Source organism: Nostocoides sp. (assembly GCF_037045025.1).
Taxonomy (GTDB): Bacteria; Actinomycetota; Actinomycetes; order Actinomycetales; family Dermatophilaceae; genus Nostocoides_A.
Map to the genome: position 1 here is coordinate 34,086 of NZ_JBAOHM010000011.1, position 20,144 is coordinate 54,229.

The 20,144-nt window shown below is 64.7% G+C and carries 28 protein-coding genes and 7 pseudogenes; 11 read left to right on the forward strand and 24 right to left on the reverse strand.

Annotation, left to right across the window (positions count from 1 at the left end):
• Position 1 precedes the first annotated feature (1 nt).
• The 5 genes from V9G19_RS10985 to V9G19_RS11005 all read right to left on the reverse strand — a co-directional run bounded on the left by V9G19_RS10985 (position 2) and on the right by V9G19_RS11005 (position 2,203).
• Entirely contained in the window at positions 2-325 is a 324-nt protein-coding gene (locus tag V9G19_RS10985) for a hypothetical protein (protein WP_462285492.1), read from the reverse strand.
• Positions 270-590 (reverse strand): hypothetical protein, encoded by a 321-nt coding sequence (locus tag V9G19_RS10990; protein WP_462285493.1) that lies wholly within the window; start codon positions 588-590, stop codon positions 270-272. Before V9G19_RS10990 ends, V9G19_RS10985 begins: the two co-directional genes overlap by 56 nt.
• Before the next feature lie 47 nt (positions 591-637).
• The gene (locus tag V9G19_RS10995; protein WP_462285494.1) at positions 638-799 is read right to left on the reverse strand and encodes a nucleotidyltransferase domain-containing protein; all 162 of its coding nucleotides are present in this window, start codon (positions 797-799) and stop codon (positions 638-640) included.
• 4 nt (positions 800-803) lie between these two features.
• Complete coding sequence (locus V9G19_RS11000) at positions 804-1,247, reverse strand: (Fe-S)-binding protein (protein WP_462285495.1); 444 nt, start codon at positions 1,245-1,247, stop codon at positions 804-806.
• An 86-nt stretch (positions 1,248-1,333) separates the two neighbouring features.
• Positions 1,334-2,203: a 4Fe-4S dicluster domain-containing protein gene (locus V9G19_RS11005; protein ID WP_462286221.1), complete on the reverse strand. Its 870-nt coding sequence runs from the start codon at positions 2,201-2,203 to the stop codon at positions 1,334-1,336.
• A gap of 331 nt (positions 2,204-2,534) precedes the next feature.
• On the opposite strand from V9G19_RS11005, the gene V9G19_RS11010 reads away from it, so the two are divergent.
• From V9G19_RS11010 to V9G19_RS11055, 10 genes are all read left to right on the forward strand, one after another.
• Entirely contained in the window at positions 2,535-2,840 is a 306-nt protein-coding gene (locus V9G19_RS11010; protein WP_462285496.1) for a hypothetical protein, read from the forward strand.
• Positions 2,841-2,847: 7 nt separating this feature from the next.
• A complete protein-coding gene (locus tag V9G19_RS11015; RefSeq protein WP_462285497.1) occupies positions 2,848-3,423 on the forward strand; it encodes a hypothetical protein in 576 nt (191 codons plus the stop codon).
• A complete protein-coding gene (locus V9G19_RS11020) occupies positions 3,407-4,960 on the forward strand; it encodes a cytochrome b N-terminal domain-containing protein (protein ID WP_462285498.1) in 1,554 nt (517 codons plus the stop codon). Before V9G19_RS11015 ends, V9G19_RS11020 begins: the two co-directional genes overlap by 17 nt.
• Before the next feature lie 59 nt (positions 4,961-5,019).
• Positions 5,020-5,277 (forward strand): QcrA and Rieske domain-containing protein, encoded by a 258-nt coding sequence (locus V9G19_RS11025; protein ID WP_462285499.1) that lies wholly within the window; start codon positions 5,020-5,022, stop codon positions 5,275-5,277.
• An 87-nt stretch (positions 5,278-5,364) separates the two neighbouring features.
• Positions 5,365-5,601, forward strand: coding sequence for a c-type cytochrome (locus V9G19_RS11030; RefSeq protein WP_462285500.1), 237 nt, complete (start codon positions 5,365-5,367; stop codon positions 5,599-5,601).
• The gene (locus tag V9G19_RS11035) at positions 5,525-5,995 is read left to right on the forward strand and encodes a c-type cytochrome (protein ID WP_462285501.1); all 471 of its coding nucleotides are present in this window, start codon (positions 5,525-5,527) and stop codon (positions 5,993-5,995) included. The genes V9G19_RS11030 and V9G19_RS11035 overlap by 77 nt, the downstream gene beginning before the upstream one ends.
• Before the next feature lie 165 nt (positions 5,996-6,160).
• Positions 6,161-6,355: a c-type cytochrome gene (locus V9G19_RS11040; RefSeq protein ID WP_462285502.1), complete on the forward strand. Its 195-nt coding sequence runs from the start codon at positions 6,161-6,163 to the stop codon at positions 6,353-6,355.
• A gap of 231 nt (positions 6,356-6,586) precedes the next feature.
• The gene (locus V9G19_RS11045) at positions 6,587-6,784 is read left to right on the forward strand and encodes a hypothetical protein (RefSeq protein WP_462285503.1); all 198 of its coding nucleotides are present in this window, start codon (positions 6,587-6,589) and stop codon (positions 6,782-6,784) included.
• A gap of 167 nt (positions 6,785-6,951) precedes the next feature.
• Positions 6,952-7,845, forward strand: coding sequence for an NUDIX domain-containing protein (locus tag V9G19_RS11050; RefSeq protein WP_462285504.1), 894 nt, complete (start codon positions 6,952-6,954; stop codon positions 7,843-7,845).
• Positions 7,787-7,936 (forward strand): NUDIX hydrolase, encoded by a 150-nt coding sequence (locus tag V9G19_RS11055; protein WP_462286222.1) that lies wholly within the window; start codon positions 7,787-7,789, stop codon positions 7,934-7,936. The genes V9G19_RS11050 and V9G19_RS11055 overlap by 59 nt, the downstream gene beginning before the upstream one ends.
• A 105-nt stretch (positions 7,937-8,041) precedes the next feature.
• On the opposite strand, the pseudogene V9G19_RS11060 reads toward V9G19_RS11055, so the two are convergent.
• The 5 genes and pseudogenes from V9G19_RS11060 to tig all read right to left on the reverse strand — a co-directional run bounded on the left by V9G19_RS11060 (position 8,042) and on the right by tig (position 12,534).
• Positions 8,042-8,649 (reverse strand): annotated as a pseudogene (locus tag V9G19_RS11060) (histidine phosphatase family protein).
• Positions 8,650-9,288: 639 nt separating this feature from the next.
• Positions 9,289-10,156, reverse strand: a pseudogene (gene clpX / locus V9G19_RS11065) (ATP-dependent Clp protease ATP-binding subunit ClpX); the annotation flags it as partial.
• 189 nt (positions 10,157-10,345) lie between these two features.
• Positions 10,346-10,924: pseudogene (locus V9G19_RS11070) on the reverse strand (ClpP family protease); the annotation flags it as partial.
• Positions 10,925-11,066: 142 nt separating this feature from the next.
• The gene (locus V9G19_RS11075) at positions 11,067-11,462 is read right to left on the reverse strand and encodes a hypothetical protein (protein ID WP_462286223.1); all 396 of its coding nucleotides are present in this window, start codon (positions 11,460-11,462) and stop codon (positions 11,067-11,069) included.
• Positions 11,344-12,534, reverse strand: coding sequence for a trigger factor (gene tig / locus V9G19_RS11080; protein ID WP_462285505.1), 1,191 nt, complete (start codon positions 12,532-12,534; stop codon positions 11,344-11,346). The genes V9G19_RS11075 and tig overlap by 119 nt, the downstream gene beginning before the upstream one ends.
• A gap of 440 nt (positions 12,535-12,974) precedes the next feature.
• Here tig and V9G19_RS11085 point away from each other — a divergent pair.
• A pseudogene (locus tag V9G19_RS11085) lies at positions 12,975-13,872 on the forward strand (NAD(P)/FAD-dependent oxidoreductase).
• A 93-nt stretch (positions 13,873-13,965) separates the two neighbouring features.
• Here V9G19_RS11085 and V9G19_RS11090 read toward each other — a convergent pair.
• From V9G19_RS11090 to V9G19_RS11155, 14 genes and pseudogenes are all read right to left on the reverse strand, one after another.
• Positions 13,966-14,859, reverse strand: coding sequence for an SAM-dependent methyltransferase (locus V9G19_RS11090; RefSeq protein ID WP_462285506.1), 894 nt, complete (start codon positions 14,857-14,859; stop codon positions 13,966-13,968).
• Positions 14,846-15,619, reverse strand: coding sequence for a potassium channel family protein (locus V9G19_RS11095; RefSeq protein WP_462285507.1), 774 nt, complete (start codon positions 15,617-15,619; stop codon positions 14,846-14,848). Before V9G19_RS11095 ends, V9G19_RS11090 begins: the two co-directional genes overlap by 14 nt.
• A gap of 23 nt (positions 15,620-15,642) precedes the next feature.
• The gene (locus V9G19_RS11100; protein ID WP_462285508.1) at positions 15,643-16,779 is read right to left on the reverse strand and encodes a hypothetical protein; all 1,137 of its coding nucleotides are present in this window, start codon (positions 16,777-16,779) and stop codon (positions 15,643-15,645) included.
• 170 nt (positions 16,780-16,949) lie between these two features.
• Positions 16,950-17,090 (reverse strand): annotated as a pseudogene (locus tag V9G19_RS11105) (response regulator transcription factor); the annotation flags it as partial.
• Between the two features lie 79 nt (positions 17,091-17,169).
• Positions 17,170-17,529, reverse strand: a complete 360-nt coding sequence (locus V9G19_RS11110; protein WP_462285509.1) for a response regulator transcription factor — start codon at positions 17,527-17,529, stop codon at positions 17,170-17,172.
• Positions 17,498-17,758, reverse strand: coding sequence for a hypothetical protein (locus V9G19_RS11115; protein ID WP_462285510.1), 261 nt, complete (start codon positions 17,756-17,758; stop codon positions 17,498-17,500). The genes V9G19_RS11110 and V9G19_RS11115 overlap by 32 nt, the downstream gene beginning before the upstream one ends.
• Positions 17,759-17,827: 69 nt before the next feature.
• Positions 17,828-18,043 carry a hypothetical protein gene (locus V9G19_RS11120; RefSeq protein WP_462286260.1) on the reverse strand — a complete coding sequence of 72 codons (216 nt, stop codon included), beginning with the start codon at positions 18,041-18,043 and terminating at the stop codon, positions 17,828-17,830.
• A gap of 55 nt (positions 18,044-18,098) precedes the next feature.
• A pseudogene (locus V9G19_RS11125) lies at positions 18,099-18,200 on the reverse strand (ATP-binding cassette domain-containing protein); the annotation flags it as partial.
• Positions 18,179-18,565 carry a hypothetical protein gene (locus V9G19_RS11130; protein ID WP_462285511.1) on the reverse strand — a complete coding sequence of 129 codons (387 nt, stop codon included), beginning with the start codon at positions 18,563-18,565 and terminating at the stop codon, positions 18,179-18,181. The pseudogene V9G19_RS11125 and the gene V9G19_RS11130, both read right to left, overlap by 22 nt.
• 106 nt (positions 18,566-18,671) lie before the next feature.
• Positions 18,672-18,806, reverse strand: a complete 135-nt coding sequence (locus V9G19_RS11135; RefSeq protein ID WP_462286261.1) for a hypothetical protein — start codon at positions 18,804-18,806, stop codon at positions 18,672-18,674.
• 124 nt (positions 18,807-18,930) lie between these two features.
• A pseudogene (locus V9G19_RS11140) lies at positions 18,931-18,987 on the reverse strand (hypothetical protein); the annotation flags it as partial.
• A 33-nt stretch (positions 18,988-19,020) separates the two neighbouring features.
• Entirely contained in the window at positions 19,021-19,206 is a 186-nt protein-coding gene (locus V9G19_RS11145; RefSeq protein WP_462285512.1) for a hypothetical protein, read from the reverse strand.
• A 168-nt stretch (positions 19,207-19,374) separates the two neighbouring features.
• Positions 19,375-19,959 carry an ABC transporter ATP-binding protein gene (locus tag V9G19_RS11150; protein ID WP_462285513.1) on the reverse strand — a complete coding sequence of 195 codons (585 nt, stop codon included), beginning with the start codon at positions 19,957-19,959 and terminating at the stop codon, positions 19,375-19,377.
• Positions 19,920-20,141, reverse strand: coding sequence for an ATP-binding protein (locus tag V9G19_RS11155; RefSeq protein ID WP_462285514.1), 222 nt, complete (start codon positions 20,139-20,141; stop codon positions 19,920-19,922). The genes V9G19_RS11150 and V9G19_RS11155 overlap by 40 nt, the downstream gene beginning before the upstream one ends.
• Positions 20,142-20,144 lie beyond the last annotated feature (3 nt).

Here is a 20,144-nt window from a genome sequence, read left to right on the forward strand (position 1 = left end):
CTCACTCCTTGGCAAACATCGGCGCCCGTACCCAGGCCATTTCCTGCAATTCCTGGGCGACATAGCGCAGCACCGCCTCTTCCAGCGTCAGCGGATAGGCGAAGCCGTGGCGCGCCGCGAGGATCCGGCCGTGCTTGCGGATCACGCCGGCCAGCGCCGAATGCGCCATGACCAGACTCGCGGTGTTCAGCCCCTGAAGCTGAAGCGCGGCTTCGATCTCGTCGCGGCGTTCGTCGCCAAGATAGGCGTTGAGCACCTTGACGCCACGATCACGCGGGCGACCGTAGCCCGTCATCAGGATGTCGGCGGCAAGGGTGACTTCCACATTGAGGCCGTAGAAGGAGACCGAATAACTCGCGCCGCCCGATGACCGTAGGCAGCAGCACAATGCAGCGCCAGAATTCCTCGATCTGGGCGAGCAGACCGGCGGCAAGCTGCGCGCTGTCCTGTATAGTCTCTGGAGTCGCTTCCAGCTGGATTTCCCCAGACCGGTCGGTCAGCACCTTGACTTTGGCCGGATCGAGCGTTTGGGCTTCATCGTGCAGCCACACATCGATGCGCAACCCGGCGTCGGTCAGGGCGTTGATCATCTGCCCATCGAAGATCACCTTGTAGAGCACCAGCGGACGCAGCGATTCTAGCCATGCCCGCGCGCCGCGCGGAATGCGGCGACATCGCGCAGCAGCAGATGCAGGTCGATGTCGGAATAGCGATCGGCAATGCCTCGGCCAAAGCTGCCGGCCAGCCACGCGGCCCGCACCTGCGGATCGGCGGCAAGCTGCGCCTGCAGGTCGCGCAAAAACTCATTTTGCATTTGCATAGGATCGCTCCAGAAGTTCTACCACGTGCATCACCGTGGCGTTGAGGCCGGCGCGCTTGACGCCGTAGACCATCTGCATGTAGCAGCCGGTGTTGGCGGTGACGATGATGCCGGGCGCCGCGGCGCGCACATCAGCCATCTTCCGGTCGAGCACTTCGTTCGCCATCGCCGGCTGCAGCAGGTTGTAGATGCCCGCGCTGCCGCAGCACATGTCGGGCTGATTCAACTCGACGAGTTCCAGGCCGGAAATGCCGCGCAGCAGCGCCCGCGGCTGCTTGCTGACCTTCTGCCCGTGGCGCAGATGACATGAATCAACGTAGGTGACGCGCGCCTGCACCCGGCCGGTGGGCGGATTGTGCAGGTGGTCGCAGAGAAATTCGCTGATATCGCTGCACCTTGTCCACAAAGGCCGCGGCACGCGCAGCATAGGCGGGGTCGTCGGCCAGCACGTGGGCGTATTCGTTGAGGGTTGCGCCGCAGCCGCCCGCGTTGTTGACGATAGCTACGAAGTCGTCACCGGCAAATGCATCGACGTTGCTGCCGCGCCAGGTCACGCGTGAACGCCAAGTCGCCGCTGTGGAGCGCGGCCGCGTCGCAGCAGGTCTGGCCGGACGGGAAGTGCACCTCGTAGCCATTGTGCTGCAAGACGCGGATCGTGGCGCGGTTGACATTGGCCAGGAAGGCATCCTGCACGCAGCCGGTGAAGAAGGCCACCTTGCCGCGGCGCTGCCGGTAAGCTGACGCCGGACGGCTGTAATCGGGATAATCGAGCCGGATCGGCGGCGCCATGCCCTTCCATCGTGCGTCAGGGCGGCGGGCAGCTTGGCAGCGCGCGTCGGCCACGGCGCTCAACCCCAGGCGTTGGTAAAGCCACAGCCCGCGCGCCAGCCAGCGCAGCCGGTCGCGGCTTGGCATCAGTGCGCGCAGGCCGAAGCGCTGAAGTGCGGAGGAGATGCGCGGGGCGAGGGGCGAGGGGCGATTCGCTCCGTTGTCTCTGCGAATCTCTGCATCTCCGCGTCTCTGCGTCGAGCAGTTGGTCGTTCCTCTGCCAGCGCAGCCTTGGCGGTTTCGAGCAGCAGCGCCGTACTGCACGCCCGATGGACAGGCGGTCTCGCAGGCGCGGCAGCCCAGGCAGAGGTCGATGTGCGCCTGAAACGCGCCCTCCAGCCCGATGCGCCCGTCGGCCGCGCCGCGCATCAGCGCAATGCGCCCGCGCGGGCTGTCCATCTCCAGTTGATTCACGGCATAGGTCGGGCAGGCGGAGAGACAGAGGCCGCAGTGGATGCACTGGTCCAGCTTGATGGCGGAAATCCGGGTGTGTCGAGCAGATCGATGTGGGACATGGATGCAATTATGGAGTTTCGTTCCTGAATTTGCAAGGATGGAGCGCTGCTCTACTCCATGCTTGACAAACCACGACCGCCCCTCGCAACTCGCAACTCATCCCATTTCCACAAAAAGACCCCATCGTTTCTTCATCAGCTTCTTCACAGCCCTCCGTCATCCTGTCGACATCTAGTGCAACACGTTGAACGCGCTGAGGAGGCAATCGTATGTGGCAGAAAATCATGATAGCGGTGTTGGTGGTAACGTTGATCGGCGCCGGCGTTGTGGCGGTGCTTGACGCACAGGGCAGAGCGGCGGCGACGGACGAGCCGGCAGCCAGACAGCCGCAGGCATACACCTGCCGACCCCGACGCCGCAGCCCGCCGCAATGAGCGGCAATGGCCAGGCGCAGCGTGGGCAGGGGCAGACTGGCGCCGCCGGCGCCCCGGTCGAGCAACAACTGAACCAGGCCGTCGACAGTGTCGGCGAAGCCTGGTCGGATACCGGCACGATCGTGGAAATCGGCGACGCGGGGCTGACGCTGGCGCTGGCCGACGGTGCGCAAATCTACGTGGAACTCGGGCCGTCCTTTTACTGGCAGGCGCAGGGAACGCTGGCGCCGGGCGAGACGGTCACGATCGACGGCTTCTTCAACGGCGAACAGTACCACGCGGCGCAATGTCAGCAAGCCTGACGACGTCGTGCTGGCGCTGCGTTCTGCGACGGGCCAGCCGCTCTGGTCGGGCGGAGCCAGCAGCGGCGCTGCGGGTACAGACGCCAGCGCCACGCATGGTGGGCAGGGCGGCGCAACCGGTCAGGTGCAGGTGGCGCCGGAAGATTGGGAGACGTTGGCGGCGACGGTGGTTGCCGTCAATCGCAACGGCCTGACCATCGAGACCGCTGCCGGCGAGGTGCTGGCGCTGACCTTTGGCAACGCTCGCTTCTGGCAGGAACAGGCCGTGCAGTTCACTGCGGGCGACGCCGTCGAGGTCAAAGGTTTCTGGCAGGACGGACAGTTCCAGACCGGCCAGGTGACGAACACGACGACGGGCGAACGCCTCCTCCTGCGCGACCCGAACGGTCGCCCGCTCTGGGGTGGCCCCGGCCGCCAGGGTGGTCAGCAGCGCAGCGCCGAGCAATGGATAACAATTGGCTCACGCAAAGGCGCAAAGACGCTAAGAAAAAGTATTCTTAGCGTCTTTGCGCCTTTGCGTGAGGTATTTCTGAGAATGCGATGTTCAACCGACAGAGGAGTAACCGATGAGCAGCGATCTTGATCCACGCCCCGAACCATTGCCGCAGCGTGTGTGGGAGTCGATCCAGCGCGATTCACTGCCGCCGACCGACGACCGGGAGCGCATGAAGCTGGTGATGAACAACCTGGTGCTGCATCTGCACCCGGCGAAGGTGGCCAAACCCACGCTGCGCTTCACCTACACCTGGGGCCTGGGCGGGCTGGCGCTGCTGTTGATCATGCTGCTGGCCGGCACGGGGGTGCTGCTGATGTTCGCCTACACCCCCTCGCCCGACCAGGCGTACAGCGACATGTTGACGCTGCAAAGCCAGGTCTGGTTCGGCCAGTTGATCCGCAACGTGCACCACTGGAGCGGCAACCTGCTCCTGATCGTGACCTTTCTGCACCTGCTGCGGGTCTTCTTCACCGGCGGCTTTCGCACCCCGCGTGAGTTCAACTGGGTGCTGGGTGTGGCGATGCTGCTGCTGGTAGTGGCGGAAAACTTCACCGGCTACCTGCTGCCCTGGGACCAACTGGCCTACTGGGCGGTGACGGTCGGCTCCAGCCTGTTAAGCTATCTGCCGCTGATCGGCGAGCCGCTGCGCAACTTCCTGCTGGGCGGGCCGGAGGTGAGCGGCGCCACGCTGACCAACTTCTACGGGCTGCATGTGGCGATCCTGCCGCTGACGCTGATCGGCATCGTCTCCTTCCACATCTGGCGCGTGCGCAAAGACACGCTGACGATCCCGCACAACGTGGACGGTACGCTGCCCGAACCCAACGTCAAAGTGACGACGCTGCCGCACCTGGTCTCCATCGAGTTCGTCTTTGCGCTGGTGATGACCGGGCTGATCCTGATGTGGTCGGTGTGGGTCAATGCCCCGCTGGAGGGCGCGGCCAACCCCGATCACAGCCCCAACCCGGCCAAAGCGGCATGGTACTTTATGGGCTTGCAGGAACTGCTGCTCCACTTTCATCCGACCTTTGGCGCCATCGTCATCCCGGCCCTGGCTCTGGTGGCGCTGGCGCTCATCCCCTACCAGCGCTTCGACCTTTCTGCCGAGGGCATCTGGTTCCGCTCCCGGCGCGGCCGGGTGATGGCCGTGGTGGCCGCGGTGCTGGCGCTGATCCTGACGCCCGCGCTGGTGCTGCTCGACGAATACTGGCTCGACCTGCCGGCGCTGCTGCCCAGCCTGCCGACGATCATCTCGAACGGCTGGGTGCCGCTGGCTGCCCTGCTGCTGGGGTTGGTGGCCATCTACGAACTACTGCGGCGCGCTGTTCCGCGCCACCGCGTGCGAGACGCGCCAGAGTCTCTTTGTCCTGCTGGTGGTGGGCTTCATGGTGTTGACGGTGATCGGCGTCGCCTTCCGCGGCGAAGGCATGGCCCTGATGTGGCCGTGGGAGGTGCTGCTGATGAGTGCGGTTACGTCGCGTCGCAATTTTCTCAAGCTGACCTGGGGCGTCCTCGGCGTGGCCGCGGTGGCCGAAGCCGGCGCCGTCGTCCTACATGCTTCCTCTCCCCGCGCACGATCGGCGGGCGAATTCGGCGGCGTCTTCACTGCCGGTGCGGTGGATGAGTTCCCGCCGGGCAGCGTGACGCCCTTCACAGCCGGGCGTTTCTACCTGGTGCGGGAGGATGACGGCGGCTTTGTGGCGCTCTATCGCAAATGCACGCACCTGGGCTGCGCCGTGCCCTGGGAGCCGGCGGACGGGACAGTTTGTCTGTCCCTGCCACGCTTCGGCCTTCGAGCGCGACGGCGAGCTGATCAATGCGCCGGCGCCCCGCCCGCTCGACCGCTTCGCCGTCACCATCGTGGATGGCGTCGTGCTGGTGGACACCGGCAACGCCATTCAACGCGACCACACGTCAACCGACGACCTGGTCTACGCCTAAGGGAGGCTGCCATGACACAGAGACAATCGCTGCTGGGTTTGCTGGGCATCATGCTGATCGTCGCCGCGCTGGCCATCGCCATTTTGCGTGAGCCGGCGCGCCAGGCCGCAGGCCGCCACCGACATTCGCACGGACGCGGTCGCCGAAGGCGTCGAACTGTACGCCACCAACTGCGTCGTCTGTCACGGCGCGACCGGTGAAGGGATGGGCGCATACCCACCGCTCGATAATGACGGCGTGCCGCGAGATGGATGCAGAAACGCTGCTGCACACCATCGAGCGCGGCCGCTACAACACGGCGATGGCAGCCTACGGCGTGGATGAGGGCGGCATCCTGACCAACATGCAGGTGCGCAGCCTGGTCGCCATGATCCAGGACGCGCCGTGGGATGTGGTGGCGACGCGCGTCGACGCCCTCGGCCTGACGCCGCCGCCGATGCCGGCCGCCACGCTCGACGATGCGATGCTGACCCAGGTGGCCGCGCTGCCCGAGGGCGATATCCTGGCCAGCGGGCTACAGATCTACGCGGCCAACTGCGTGGCCTGTCACGGCGCCAACGGTGAAGGGACGACGCTGGCGCCGGCGCTCAACAGCGACGAACTGCGCGGCTCGCCTGACCGACGCCGATATCACGCGCATCGTGGCGCAAGGTGTCGCCGGGCACGCTCATGGCCGGCTGGGAGCGCGCGCTCACGCCCGACGACATTGCCGCCGTGACGATGTTGGTGCGCCGCTGGCCAGAAATTGGCGCCGCCGGCCTGACGATGCCGGTGGTCGAGGCAGCGCCGCTGGACATGAGTCCTGAGGCAATCGCCGCGGGCAGCCAGCTTTACGGCCTGCTTTGCACGCAGTGTCACGGCGGCGAGCGGCTACGGCACGCCGTTGGCGCCCGCGCTCAACAACCAGACTTTCTTGAGCCAGACCGAGGACGCCGCCATCCAGCAGATCATCGCTGGCGGCGTGCCCGGCACGACGATGCCGGCCTGGGGCGGCTACCTGAGCGAGGCGGACATTGCCGCCATCACCGCGTTCCTGCGCAGCCTGGAGGAGAATGCGCCGGCGATGGCCGCGCCGTAAATGCGCCGGTTTTGCGCGGCTGAACTTCTCTGCTACCATGCCTTCATTGCATTCAAATTAGCCAGGACTTACGCCGGCTGAGCTTGTCGAGGCCGGCTTCGACAAGCTCAGCCGGCGTAAGTGCTATCAGCCTTTATGCCCTTCCGGGGCCACAATCGCCTATGAAAATCGCTTTGCGTCGCTTGCGCCTTGCGCCTTTGCGTTGAAGCATTTTCGGCTCAGGACGACGCCATGAATTGCCCAAACTGCAACACCTGGAATCCAGACGACAAGGATGTCTGCTGGCGCTGCCAGACGCCGATGCCCAAACCTAAGCCAACCAAGAAGAAACGGACGACCGGCTTTCCGCCCTGGTTTTGGGTGGTCATGGCCATGCTCTTTGCGCTGGCCATGCTCGCCCAGTGCTACTTCTTCCCGGTCACACTCTGACCACCGCGCCGCGCCTGAAACCGACAGCATGACCGTACCCACCCGCCCCAGCGAGGAGATCGCGCGCCGGCTGGTGGCGTGGCACGCCGTCGCACCAACGCGTCCTGCCCTGGCGCGACGCGCCCGCGGGCGGGCGCGACCCCTACCGCGTCTGGATCAGCGAGATCATGTTGCAACAGACGCGGCGTCGAAACGGTGATCGACTACTTTATGCGCTGGATGGCGAGCTTTCCCAGCGTAGCAGCGCTGGCCGCCGCCGACCTGCAGACCGTGCTCAAGGTGTGGGAAGGACTCGGCTACTATGCGCACGCGCGCGCAACGCCCACGCCGCCGCGCAGCAGCTCGTCGCCGAACATGGCGGCCAGTTGCCGGCCGATCGCCGCCAGTTGCTGCGGCTGCCGGGCATCGGCGAATATACCGTCGGCGCGATCCTGAGCATGGCCTTCAACCAACCGGAGCCGATCCTCGACGGCAATGTGAAGCGGGTGCTGGCGCGGCTCTGCGACATCGGCGATCCGGTGGACGCGCCGGCGACGCTGCGCGAACTGTGGCGTCTGGCAAGGCTGTTGGTGGAGACGGCGCCGCCCGATGCCGCCGGCGCCTGCAACGAGGCGCTCATGGAACTGGGCGCCACCGTCTGCACGCCGCAAAGCCCGCGCTGCCTGCTCTGCCCGCTGGTTGACCTCTGCCTGGCTGCCGCCCGCGGCACACAGGCAGACCGGCCCGTCATGCCGCCACGCAAGACAACGCCGCATTACGACGTCGCCGCGGGCGTGATCTGGCAGGGTGAACCCTTTGCGTCGCCGTTGCTGATTGCCCAGCGACCACACAAGGGGCTATTGGGCGGATTGTGGGAGTTCCCCGGCGGCAAACAGGAGGCGACGGATGTCGATCTGCCGGCCTGTCTGCGCCGCGAGATCATGGAGGAACTGGGCATCGCCATTGAGGTCGGGCGCGCCGGTGACGGTGGTGCGTCACGCCTACACCCACTTTCGAATTACGCTGCACGCGTTTCACACCAGACATGTCGGCGGCGAACCGCAGGCGCTCGGCTGCGCTGACTGGCGTTGGGTGGCGTTCGACGACCTCGCCGCCTACCCATTCCCGGTAACGGATCAGAAGATCATCGCCGCACTGCTCAACGAAATCTGATTTTAGGACTACGCAGGCTGAGCTTGTCGCAGCCGGCTGCGACAAGCTCAGCCTGCGTAAGTCCTGATTTGTCACATGAGAAAGGACGATTGTGCGATGCAGAGGTCATTGGACGATGGTCTGCGTCCAGTTTACGATCATTGGTTGCGCGTTTTCGGGGATACGCTGAAATGCTTCGGTAAGCGGCGCCCCGGCTGCCGCACAAAGGACTACGCCCAGCGCCAGGCCGTGTGACACAATCAAGATTCTCTGCTCCAGGTGACGCTGCGCAACATCGCGCACACTCTCCAGGACACGCGCCGCCACTTGCGCCAGTGACTCACCGCCGGGCGGCGCGGTGTGGAGCCGATCTTGCTGGCGCGCCGCCCATTGTTCAGCGTAGCGCTGCTGAATGTTGGCGGTAAGCAGCCCCTCCCACTCGCCCTGGTTGACCTCACGCAGCCGGCGGTCCACCTGCACCGGCAGCCCCAGTTGCCCGGCAATGATCTCCGCGGTGACGCGGCGCGCTGCAGATCGCTGCTATAGATGGCGGCAAAGCGCATGCCCTGCAACTGTGCAGCAGCTGCTTCAGCCTGCGCCAGCCCAACGGCATTGAGCGGCCGGTCGGCCTGGCCTTGATAGCGGCCCTCGACATTCCAGTCCGTCTGGCCGTGGCGTACAATCCAGATTTCGGTCATATCCTGGTGAACCAAAACAAAAGAGGCGAACACCATGGCTGGTTCGCCTCTTATATGCTGCTGCGCATCGATCGGAAGCCGATCACACGGCCTATGCGGCCGTGCGCAGTTCTTTGCTCAGATGCACTAACTGACCCTGGGCGTTGAAAAGCAGCGGCGGTTTGTGCTGGGTGAACACATCCTTGTTCACGACACAGCAGCGCAATATCGTTGCGGCTGGGGATCTCGAACATCGCGTCGAGCAGCGCATCTTCGACAATGCTGCGCAGGCCGCGCGCGCGCCGGTGCGGCGCAGGAACGCCTCGGTTGCCACGGTTTCCAGCGCGTCCGGCTCAAACTCCAGCGCGCACGTTGTCCATGGCAAAGAGGCGCTGGATACTGGCGCACGACGCTGTCTTTGCGGCTCGGTGAGGATGCGCACCAGGGTCTGGCGGTCGAGCGCTTCCAGGCTGACGAGCCACCGGCAGGCGGCCGATGAACTCCGGGATCAAGCCGAAGCTGAGCAGATCGTCCGGCATCACCTGGCGCAGCAGCGCGCTTTCCTCGCGGCTCTCCTTTTCCATGCGGCGGATGCGCTGCTCGCGCTGGCGTTCGGTCGGGTCGTCCGGGCAGCGGCTGCTCTGGCTTTCGGTCGGCGCTGGTCAGTCGCCTGCGGCCGGAGCAGCTGCGTCTTCGTCCACAAAGCCCAGCGCGCCTTTGCGCTGCACCCGGCGCGCGCACTACCTCATCCAGGCGGGCAAAAGCGCCGCCGCAGATGAAGAGCATGTTGCGCGTGTCGAGCTGGATGAACTCCTGCTGCGGGTGCTTGCGCCCTGACCCCGGCGGCACGTTGACGACGTTGCCTTCGATGATCTTGAGCAGCGCCTGCTGCACGCCTTCGCCGCTCACGTCGCGGGTGATGCTGGGGTTGTCGCCGCTCTTGCGTGCAATTTTGTCGATCTCGTCGATGTAGATGATGCCGTAGGCGGCGCGCGTGCGGCGTCCCAATTGGCATTCTGCAAGCAGCCCAACCAGGATCGTCTCCACATCTTCGCCGACGTAGCCCGCTTCGGTGAGCGTGGTGGCGTCGGCGATGGTGAAGGGCACGTCGAGCATACTTGCGCCAGCGTCTGCGCCAGCAGCGTCTTGCCGCTGCCGGTCGGGCCGATCAGCAGCACGTTGCTCTTGGCCAGTTCGACATCGCCGTGTCCGGCATCTCGACGGGCGTGCGTTCGGCGTCACGGCGGCGCGCGCGCCAAAGACGCGCTTGTAGTGGTTGTACACGGCCACGGAGAGCACCTTTTTGGCGCGCTCCTGGCCGATCACATACTGGTCCAGATGCTGCGACGATTGCGCGCGGGCTGGGAATGGCGCGCGGCGCCTGGCTTGCGCGCCGCTGGTCGGGCACGCGGCGCGGCGCCTGTCACCAGCCCCTCTTCGGCCAGGATCTCGGCGCCGAGCAGCACGCAGTCGTCGCAGATATAGACGCCATCCTGCGCCTTCGATCAGCCGGCGCACTTCGCGTGCGCTCTTTGCCGCAGAAGGAACAATGTGGACTGCTGATCGGATGTCGCCATGTGTCTACCGTCAGGTTAGCGGCATGGTACGTGACGTGCTTGCCGTCCAACCAGTTGCGACCGTGAAGCTCGCTATGTCGATTGGCTGCATGAGCGCCGTCGATCAACGCCGCACAGCCGATGCGTGATCTGACCGTTCCTTCGATAATCACGACGATGTCGCTGGTGTCGCCCAGCACTTCGTCGATCAGACCGTAGTTCCTGGCCTCCACCGCGTTCATGTAGCGGTCGCGGATGAACATCTCTTCGATCTCGCGCCAGTCGTGGCCGGTGTGCTTGCCGACCAGATGGAAGAGCTGCGTCTGCACGCGCTCTTGCTCGCGGAAGGCGATGCGCACGTCTTCGGTATAGCCCTGGGCGCCGCTGCTGGCCGGGTGCATGTGGATGGTGGCGTGGGGCAGCGCATAGCGCTTGCCCTTGGCGCCTGCCGCCAGCAGCACGGTGCCCATGCTGGCGGTCACGCCCACGGCATAGGTGGCGACCGGCGCCTGGATCATCTGCATGGTGTCGTAGATGGCCAGGCCGGCATAGATGCTGCCGCCGGGGCTGTTGATGTACATGTTGATCGGCTGGTTGGGATCCTCGCCGTTGAGGTAGAGCAACTGGGCGACGATCAGGTTGGCCACCTGGTCGTTGATCGGCATGCCGAGAAAGACGATGCGCTCTTTGAGCAGCAGGCTGTAGATGTCATACGCCCGCTCGCCGCGGCCAGAGTTGTCGATGACCATCGGAATTACATTGCTGGGGTTGATCATAAAGGTGCTCCCTTGCTGATACACAGATTCAATAGACGACGTTATCACGATACGCCGTCACCGTGCTGTGCAATGTAAGCGGTCTCCAGTTGCACGTTTGCGTTAGGTTAGCGCGTGGCGAGCGCGCGACGATTACGCCGCCTCAGCGTCCGCGCGCGGCGCGTCCACAGCACTGACGTCGCCGGATTCGCTGTTGATCAGGGCCGGAGACTTCCTCACCACTCACAATCGCCGTAAGTCGCGTGAAGGCCTTTTCGGTCAGCAACTGGCTCGCCAGCATGGTGCGGCCGCCGCCCTGGGTGAAGAACTCCACCAGCCCCTTGATTTCGGCCGTGTGGTCGTGCTGGTGTTCTTCGCCAGCCTCATCCGCCTCGGCATCATGCTCGGCATAATCCTGGGTGGCAATGCGCGTGGCGCGCTCAGCCAGCTCTTCTTCGCTTACGGTCAACTGTTCGGCCCGGATCAGTTCCGAGAGCACCAGGTTGCGCAGGGCAATGCTCTTGGCCTGGTCGGCGATGCCGGCGCGGTACTGTGCGATCGTCCTGACCCTGGCGCTGGAGCAGCGCATCGATCCCGTCAAGCCCATAGCGGCGCAACTGCTGATCCAGGTCTTGCACCATGCCGTCGATCTGATCCTCGACCACAACCGGCGGATAGTTCAACTCGCTCATCACCACGATGGCGTCGAGCACGTCGGTGAGAAATTTGTTCTGAGCGGAGCTTTCCTGCTCGGATGCCAGGCTGGCGCGGATGCTGGCCTTCAAATCGTCGAGCGTGGCAAAATCCGGGCCAACCAATTCCGCGAAACTGTCGTCCAGCGCGGGCTTGGCATACGCTTCGACCTGTTTCACGGTGATAGTGAAGTTGGCGGACTTGCCGGCATAGATGCTCTGGCTGTCTGCGGGCCAGGGCAGGACGAACTGCTTCGTATCCCCTGAGACCAGGCCAAGCAACTCCTGGTCGAAACCGGGCGGCTCCATCGGATTCTCCAGATCAGGCGTCACGTCCCAGTCGGTCTCGTCGAGGACGACAATCTCTTCCTCGCCAGCGGCGCTCGCGGGAATGACGCTGCGCACATCGATCGTCATCATGTCACCATAGGCGCTGGGTCGCTCGATCGGTCCCCAACTTGCGTATTCGTCAAGCAGTTGATTGATGCGCGCATCGACCGCGGCCTCATCCACCTCCGGCGCCGGCTTCGCCATGCGCAGGCTGCGGTAGTCACCCAGCTTGACCTCCGGCTCCAGCGGCACCAGCAGTTGATAGGTCAGCGGTTCGAGCTTGATGTCTTCCAGGCTGGATTGGGCGTAGGGATTGATGCCTTCTCGCTCGATCGCTTCGGAAAAGAGCTTCTGCCCCAGGTCGTCGACAAACTCGCCGTAGAGGTTGGCCAGGCCAAACTGCTGTACGACGATGTGATAGGGGGCCTTGCCTTTGCGAAAGCCAGGGATGCGGTACTGGCTGGCCACCTTGTTGGCGGCCTTGCGCAACTCGCGCTGCACCTCTTCCGGCGCCACCTCGATGGTAACCGCCAGTTGGCGGTCCGGGCGCTGTTCGGTTGTGACTGTAAATGACGACATGGTTTTCCCTCGTTCAATTGGTTCGCTCATTCCATGTCCCGGCCACGACCTCGAAGCTGCGGCTGGCAGGCCACCTATCAGTAGCCCGCCGCCACATGCGGCGCCGATGACATGTTTGACGACATGTTTGATGACATGTTTGCTGTCAATCCATCAACTTGCCTATCCTATCATACAGATGACAAGTGGCCAAAGTCATGGCGCATGATTTGGTTTATGATTGTCGCGGGCAAACAGCGGGAGCGGGAGAGGGGCTGGAATTGACAGCGGCGGGCGATAAGATGTATGATTCGCTATGAAAAATATAGTGAGTAAAATATAAGGAGTCACGCGTATGAATATGACATCTGCACACGGCAACGGCGCAAACGGCGCACCCAAAGTAGAAAACGTGATCGTCATCGGCAGCGGGCCGGCGGGTTTCACCGCTGGACTTTACACTCGCGCGCGCCAACCTGAATCCGCTGCTGATCACCGGCAACGACTACGGCGGCCAGGTCAGCATCACCTATGACATCGAGAACTACCCCGGCTTCCCGGAGAGCCTGAGCGGGCCGGACCTGGTCGAGAAGATGAAGGCGCAGGCGGAAAAGTTCGGCACGCGCGTCGAGTTCGACTATGTCAGCGAGATCGTCGTCGACCGCCACCCCTTCGTCGTGCGCACCGCCAACGGCGCCGAATATCGCGCGCTGTCGCTGATCCTCTGCACCGGCGCGCGCCCGCGCTACCTGGAGATTCCCGGCGAAAAAGAGTACACCGGCAAAGGCATCAGCTATTGCGCCACCTGCGACGGCTTCTTCTTCCGCGGCAAAGATGTGCTTGGTGGTCGGTGGCGGCGACAGCGCAGCCGAGGAGGCGCTCTTCCTGACGCGCTACGCCAGCCGCGTGCGCATCCTGCACCGCCGCGACAAGTTCCGCGCCAGCAAAATCTTGCAGGATCGGGTCTTCGCCAATGAGAAGATCGAGGTGCTCTGGAACACGGCGCCGACCGCCATCGAAGGCGAAAACGGCAAGGTGGCCGGCGTGCGCACCCGCAACACCGTCACCGGCGAAGAGGGGCGGCTGGAGACCGACGGCGTCTTTATCTTCGTGGGCCACATCCCCAACAACGACCTGTATCCAGGCAAGTTTGACCTGGACGAGGACGGCCATCTGATCACCGACCGCACGCTGCGCACCAACGTACCTGGCATCTTCGCCGCCGGTGAAATTCAGGACAAGGTCTTCAAGCAGGTCGCCACCAGCGTCGGCCAGGGCTGCGCCGCGGCCATGTCTGCCACGCGCTTCCTGGAAGACCTGGAGGCCGGCAGCGCCATCAACCTGGCCGCGGATCCCCGCGAGTTCGCCGCGCCGCGGGTGCTCGCCTAGAAGAACACGATAGACCGCGGATTTGGCGGATAAGGCGGATTCTCACAGTTAAATTCAAAAATCAGCGCAAATCCGCGGTCTATTGCATTCACCCTACCTAATAGATTTCTGCGCAACGTAGACGTGCCACTCCGCGGCGTCAGGCAGCGGCAGGCCATCCCACGCCGGGTAGACATCTACCAGATCGCAGTCCGCCGCTTGCAGCAGACCGCACATCTCGTCCACGCCATACGTCTGGTCGCAGAGCAGCACCTCATCCAATTGGCCCGTTTCCAGGTGCAGCGTGTAGAAGCGTTCCAGCGACAGCGCCTGCTCGTCGTCCCAGAAACGTTCGCCCAGATGCACAAAAGGCGCATCGCCCCATAGGCCGCGGTCATCGGTGAACCACCAGGTGCTCTGTTTCTTGTCCACCCGGTCCTGATCCAGCAGTTCGATGCAGAGGCGACCGCCCGGCTGCAAGCTGGCTGCGGCGGTTTTCACCAGCGCCGCCGCTTCGGCCCGGGTAAAGACCGCCAACTGGCCATAGAGGATGAGCGCGGCGTCATAGCTTGCCGCGGGCGGGGTGACGGTGCGCACATCCTGTTCGATGAAATTGCAGGCTGCCGTAACCGCGTGCTCTGCGGCAAGCTGCCGCGCGTAGGCAATCGACGCCGGGCCGAAGTCGACGCCGGTGACCTGGCAGCCGCGGCGCGCCAGTGCCACGGCGTAGAGACCGGGGCCGCAGGTGAGGTCGAGGACGCGCTTGCCCGGCGCCAGGGCGAGCCTGGCCCACAGCCAGTCGATCTGTGCCGCACGTTCGGCGCTGCGCCGCGACGCTGCACCGTGTGATTCGTCCAGGTGCTCGCGCAGCATGCGCGCCGAAAAAGCCGGGTCGTTCCAGGGCAGGTTGCCGCCGCCCACCCACGCCTGGGGCCGTCCGGGCCGCCGGTGGATGCGCCAAAGGGCCGCGGCCAGGTCCGGGGCAGCGCCGGTGTCAACGTCGTTCACGGGTGAGTTCCTCCAGTAGGGTGCGCATTTCCGCCACCTCGCGGCGCAAGGCGGCAATGGTGTATTCTTCTTCGCGCCGCCGCCGCGCCTGAAACGCGGTCAACAAATAGCCGGTGAAGATGCTGAAGATGCCGATGCCGACAAACATGACCCCGATTGCGATGTTTCTACCGATGTCGGTCACCGGGTAGAAGTCGCCATAGCCGACCGTGGCCACGGTGACAAACGCCCACCACACCGCATCCTCACCGCTGCGAATATTGGCCAGCGGCGCGTTTGCCTCTACGGTGGCAATTGCAATGCTGCCGAAAATCAGCACCAGGACGCCGACAAAGAAGGCAATCAGAAAGCTGCTCTGGCCCAGTTTGCGGCGCGCCTCCGCAATAGTTTCGGCCTGGGTGGTACCGCGCAGCCGCCGCCAGGCCATCAGCACGCGGGCCAGACGCAGCAGGCGCAGAATCGGCAGGTAGGGAAAACTGCCAATCAGGTCCAGCCACCCCCAGGTCAGCAGGTAGCGCGTCTTGTGCTGGCTCCGGGCAAGGGTGCGGATGAAGTCAAAGAGCAGAATCGGTACGATGACGACGGTGTCGACGGCGATCAGCACCTGCTTGACCAATTCCGACGTCAGATGCAGGTAGTAGGCGGCGGTCATGGCGAGGGTGAGCAGCGTCACCGCCGTGATGAAGACTTCGTAGGTGAGGCTCTCATCGCGCTGGTGTGCGGCAGGCACAGCAGCCAACGCCGGTGAATCTGCGGACATGGTGGCATTCCTTCTGGTGCAGGTCAGGGTGCGCCGGTTGGGTTCTCCAGATACCAGCGCCGGTAGGTAATCAGGATCATAAGACTGAAAAACTCGAGCAGGGCGCCGTACATCGCGCCGAACTGGTCGAGATAAAACGTGAGCAGGACGACGGTGGTCAAGGAGAGCGTCACGGCAAAGATGGCGACGCCGATCGCCCGCGCCTCGCGCCGCATGAAAAGCAGCACGATGGCGCACATCGTCAGCAGTCCGGCGGTGCTCTCCAGCACCAGCCGCGCCACAAACCACGGCAACTCGTTCACGCTGCGCAGTTCACCCGTGCTGACCAATAGCGCCACGACCGATTCATCGAGCAAGTCCGGCGCCACGGCTACGGTGGTGAGGATCGCCACGTTGGCCAGCGCAGTGAGGCTGCCCCACAGCAGCATGATCACGATCACGATACGATGGTTGCGGCGGCCCAGGCGGCGCCCCCAACCCTCGATGCGCAGCGAGAGCCGCCTGGCCCAACCAGGCTGTGGGCGTTCCAGGTCATTCTCAACCTGCTGGACATAGGCGCGCAGTGTCCCGCCTAACTGCGCCAGGTTCGCGTCGGACGCCGCGGTCACGGCCTCCAGACGCGCCTCAAGCCGCTGCACCGCCCCCGTGTCGAGATTGCCGTCGACCAGGTCTTGCAGTTCTTCCAGCGCCCGGAACAGCTCGGCGCGCGGATCGCGCCGCCGTGTGCGGCGTAAGAGGACGAAGAGCAGCACGGTGAGCAAAAAGAAGGAGTAGACCAATGGCGCAGCCGGCGGATAGAAATAGTCGTTGTTGCGGGTGATGAACTTGCCGATCTCGTCGACAAACAGGCCAGCTCCCACGCCGTTCAAGATAGCGCTTGCCGTGAGCGCCCAGTTGTTGACGAAGATCAGCGGGAGCAGCGCAGCCACATAAAGCAGCAGGCCGCCCCAGATGGCGTGGGCGATGTGCAAATCGCCGCCGCCGATCTGCGGGTAGCCGGTCACTTCCAGATAGGTGCGCGTCACGATCACCGACGCTGCCAGCGCGACCAAGGTCCAGAGCAGGTAGCTCTTGGTGCGAGCACGCTGAACGGCGCGGCGCGCAGACGGCTGTGTGGCGGGTTGTGGAGGAGGGCTGGTTTTCGTTGGATTGTCGGGCATGGCACCTGTTCCTGGCATGATAGCTGCGTTACGTGGCGCTATTCTAGCACTGTCGCCGCCTACCGGCGAAAGCTATGCCGGTCACTGGCAACCTGCGACTTAGGCCCGCAGCCTCCCGGCAGGGTGTTCACAACAGGATCAATCCCACACGCGTCGCCCGCACCACCGCCTCAGTGCGGCTTTGCCGCGCCGAGTTTGCCCAACACGGCGTTGACGTGAAACTTCACCGTATGCTCGGAGATCTCCAGGTCGCGCGCAATCTGCTTGTTGGAGAGACCCTCGGCCATGCGCCGCAGCACATCCAACTCGCGCGCGCAGAGAGCGGCTCGACCGGTTCACTGTTGCCCACGGGCGCGGCGGGCAGCGTGACCAGATGCGCGCCGAAGACCATCAGCCCCTGCGCCACCGCACCGGCCGCCGCGGCGATCTGCGCGCCGTCCACCTCGCCGCGGCAACAGCCCGCGGACGCCGGCTGCGAGCACTGCGCCCGCCGCAGCCGGCGTCGCCAGCAGCGCGATCACCGGCATCGCACTGTTGTCGGCAAAGGTGCTCACTGCCCCGACAGCGGCGCTCCGGCTCCCAGCCCAAATCCCAGACCACCACGTCAGGCAGGAAGGCACGCAGCGCGGCGGCGAGATCGGCGCTGCCGGTCTGCCCGGCCACCGTCACCCCCGCCTGCCCGGCCAGGATCGCGCCCAGCCCCGCCCGCACCAGCGGGTCATCGGCGACGATCAGGATGCGGTTTGCCACTGCAGCGTATACAAATTGAAATAGCGCCCGCGGCTGCGCCAGCAGTTCGGCGTGGGAACCCATCCTCGACGATGCGCCCACGGTCCATCACCACGATCTTGTCGGCGTTGACGATGGTGCTCAGCCGGTGGGCGATGACAAAGGCGGTGCGCCCTTCCATCAGCGTGTCCATCGCCTGCTGCATGATCTTCTCGGTGGCCGTGTCGACGCTGCTGGTCGCCTCGTCCATGATCAAGATGCGCGGGTCGGCCAGGAAGCGCGCGGGCCAGGGCCAGGATGATCTGGCGCTGGCCGACGCTCAGGTTGGCCGCCGTTCTCCTCGCACCACGGTCTGATAGCCGTCGGGCAGCCGCGTGATAAACGCGTCAGCGCCCACCGCCTGCGCCGCGGCGATCACCTCTGCGTCGCTGGCGTCCAGCCGGCCATAGCGGATGTTGTCGGCAATGGTGCCGCCAAAGAGAAACGTATCCTGCAAGACGATTCCCATCTGCGAGCGCAGGCTGGCCATCGTCACCGTCGCGCACATCGTGGCCGTCCACGCGCACCGCGCCGCCGGTCACATCGAAGAAGCGGGCCAGCAGGCGGATGATCGTGCTCTTGCCGGCGCCCGTCTCGCCCACCAGGGCGATGCGCTGGCCCGGCGCCGCGGTCAGGTCGACACCGTCGAGCACCGGCTCATCTGGCTTTGTAGTGGAAGCGTGACGTTGTCGAAAGTCACCCGCCCCACAATCGGCGGCAGTTCGACTGCATCCGGCGCATCTTGCAAGTCGGGCTGGGTGTCGAGCAGAGCGAAGATGCGCTCGCTGGCGGCCATCGTGGCCTGGAAAGTGTTGTAGCGCTGCGCCAGTTCGCGGATCGGGTCGAAGAAGCGTTCGACGTAGAGCACAAAGGCGACCAGCGTGCCGGCAGTCAGCGCATCGCCCAGGACCAGCCAGCCGCCGACGCCCACGACCAGCGCCGTCGCCAGCGACCCCATGAAATCCACGCCGGGGAAGAAGATGGCGGCCAGCCAGCGCGGCGCCGACGTTGGCGTCAAAAAACGAGCGGTTCAGGTCGTCGAAGTGGGCAAAGTTGCGCACCGTCCGATGTGAAGCTCTGCGTGACCCGAATGCCCTGGATCGACTCGTTGAGATAGCCGTTGATCAGCGCCAGCCGCTGGCGGGTCGACCGGTAGGCGTCGCGGACGTGGCGCTCGCCAGTAGAGCGTCAGGCAGCACCATCAGCGGCAGCGACCAGCGTAGGTCGACCAGGGCAAGCTGCCAGTTCAACAGCAGCATGGCGACGGTGATGCCAAACAGGTTGAAGAGCGAACGCGCCAGCCCGGTGATCGACCAGGTGACAGAACTCCTGCAGGACGCCCACATCGCCGATCAGCCGGCTCATCAGGCGGCCGACGCTCATGTTGTTGTGGTAATTGAGCGAGAGCGCGTGCAGATGGCGAAAGAGCGCGCTGCGCATGTCGGCTGACGACGCGCGTGCCCACGTAGGCCATCAGGTAGATGCGCTGACGGTTGAAGAACCATTCAGCCAAGCGCGACGCCGCCAGAAGGTCAGCGTCCAGAAGCGCAGCGCGGCCGGGTCGGCGTGCTCCAGCCCGGCATCGACCGCGTGTCCGATCACCCACGGGCCGGCCACGCTCATCAGCGTGGCGACGGTCATGGCGGCGACGGCGAGCACGAATCTGGCTGCGGTAGGGCGCGGCAAACTGCCAGAGCCGGCGCACCAGCCGGGCGTCATAGGCGCGACCGAGAATCTCATCGTCGTCGTGCAGCAGGCTGCGCACCTTCTCCTCACGCCGCGCGCGATCCTCCGGTGTGTCTGGCCGGCGGGAAAGGATCGTCTGGGTCAAGGTCTCGCTCCCTCCAGATACGCTTCCTGATCCCGCAGTTGCATATCGTAAATCTGCCGGTACAGACCGCCCTGCGTCAATAGTTCCTTGTGCGTGCCGCGCTGGATGATGCGGCCGTACTCCAGGACGAGGATCAGGTCGGCGTTCTTCAGTGTCAGCAGCCGCTGGGCGATGATGAAGGTCGTGCGGTTGCGCATCAAGTTGGCCAGCGCCTGCTGGATCAGGTGCTCGGTTTCGGTGTCCACGCTGCTGGTCGAGTCGTCCAGGATCAAGATGCGCGGGTTGTAGAGCAGGGCGCGGGCGATGGCGATGCGCTGGCGCTGCCCGCCGCTCAGCGTTACGCCCCGCTCGCCGACGTGGGTCGCGTAGCCGTGCGGAAAGCGCAGGATAAAGTCGTGGGCGTTCGCCGCGCCGGCGGCAGCCTCGATGGCGGCCTGGTCGGCGTCGGTCACACCGTAGGCGATGTTCTCGGCGATGGTGGCGCTAAAGAGGAACGGGTTTTGCAGGACGACGCCGATGTGGCGGCGCAGGCTCTGCAGCGTCACCGTGCGCACGTCGACGCCGTCGATGCAGCACTGCACCTGCGGTCGGGTCGTAGAAGCGGGGCAGCAGCGTCGACGATCGACGACTTGCCCGACCCCGTGGGGCCGACCAGCGCCACCGTCTGTCCTGGCGTGACGGCGAAGTCAATATCGTGCAACACATGGCTGTCGCCGCCGTAGGCAAAGCTCACGTGCGCGAAGTGCACCGCGCCGTCGGACATCGT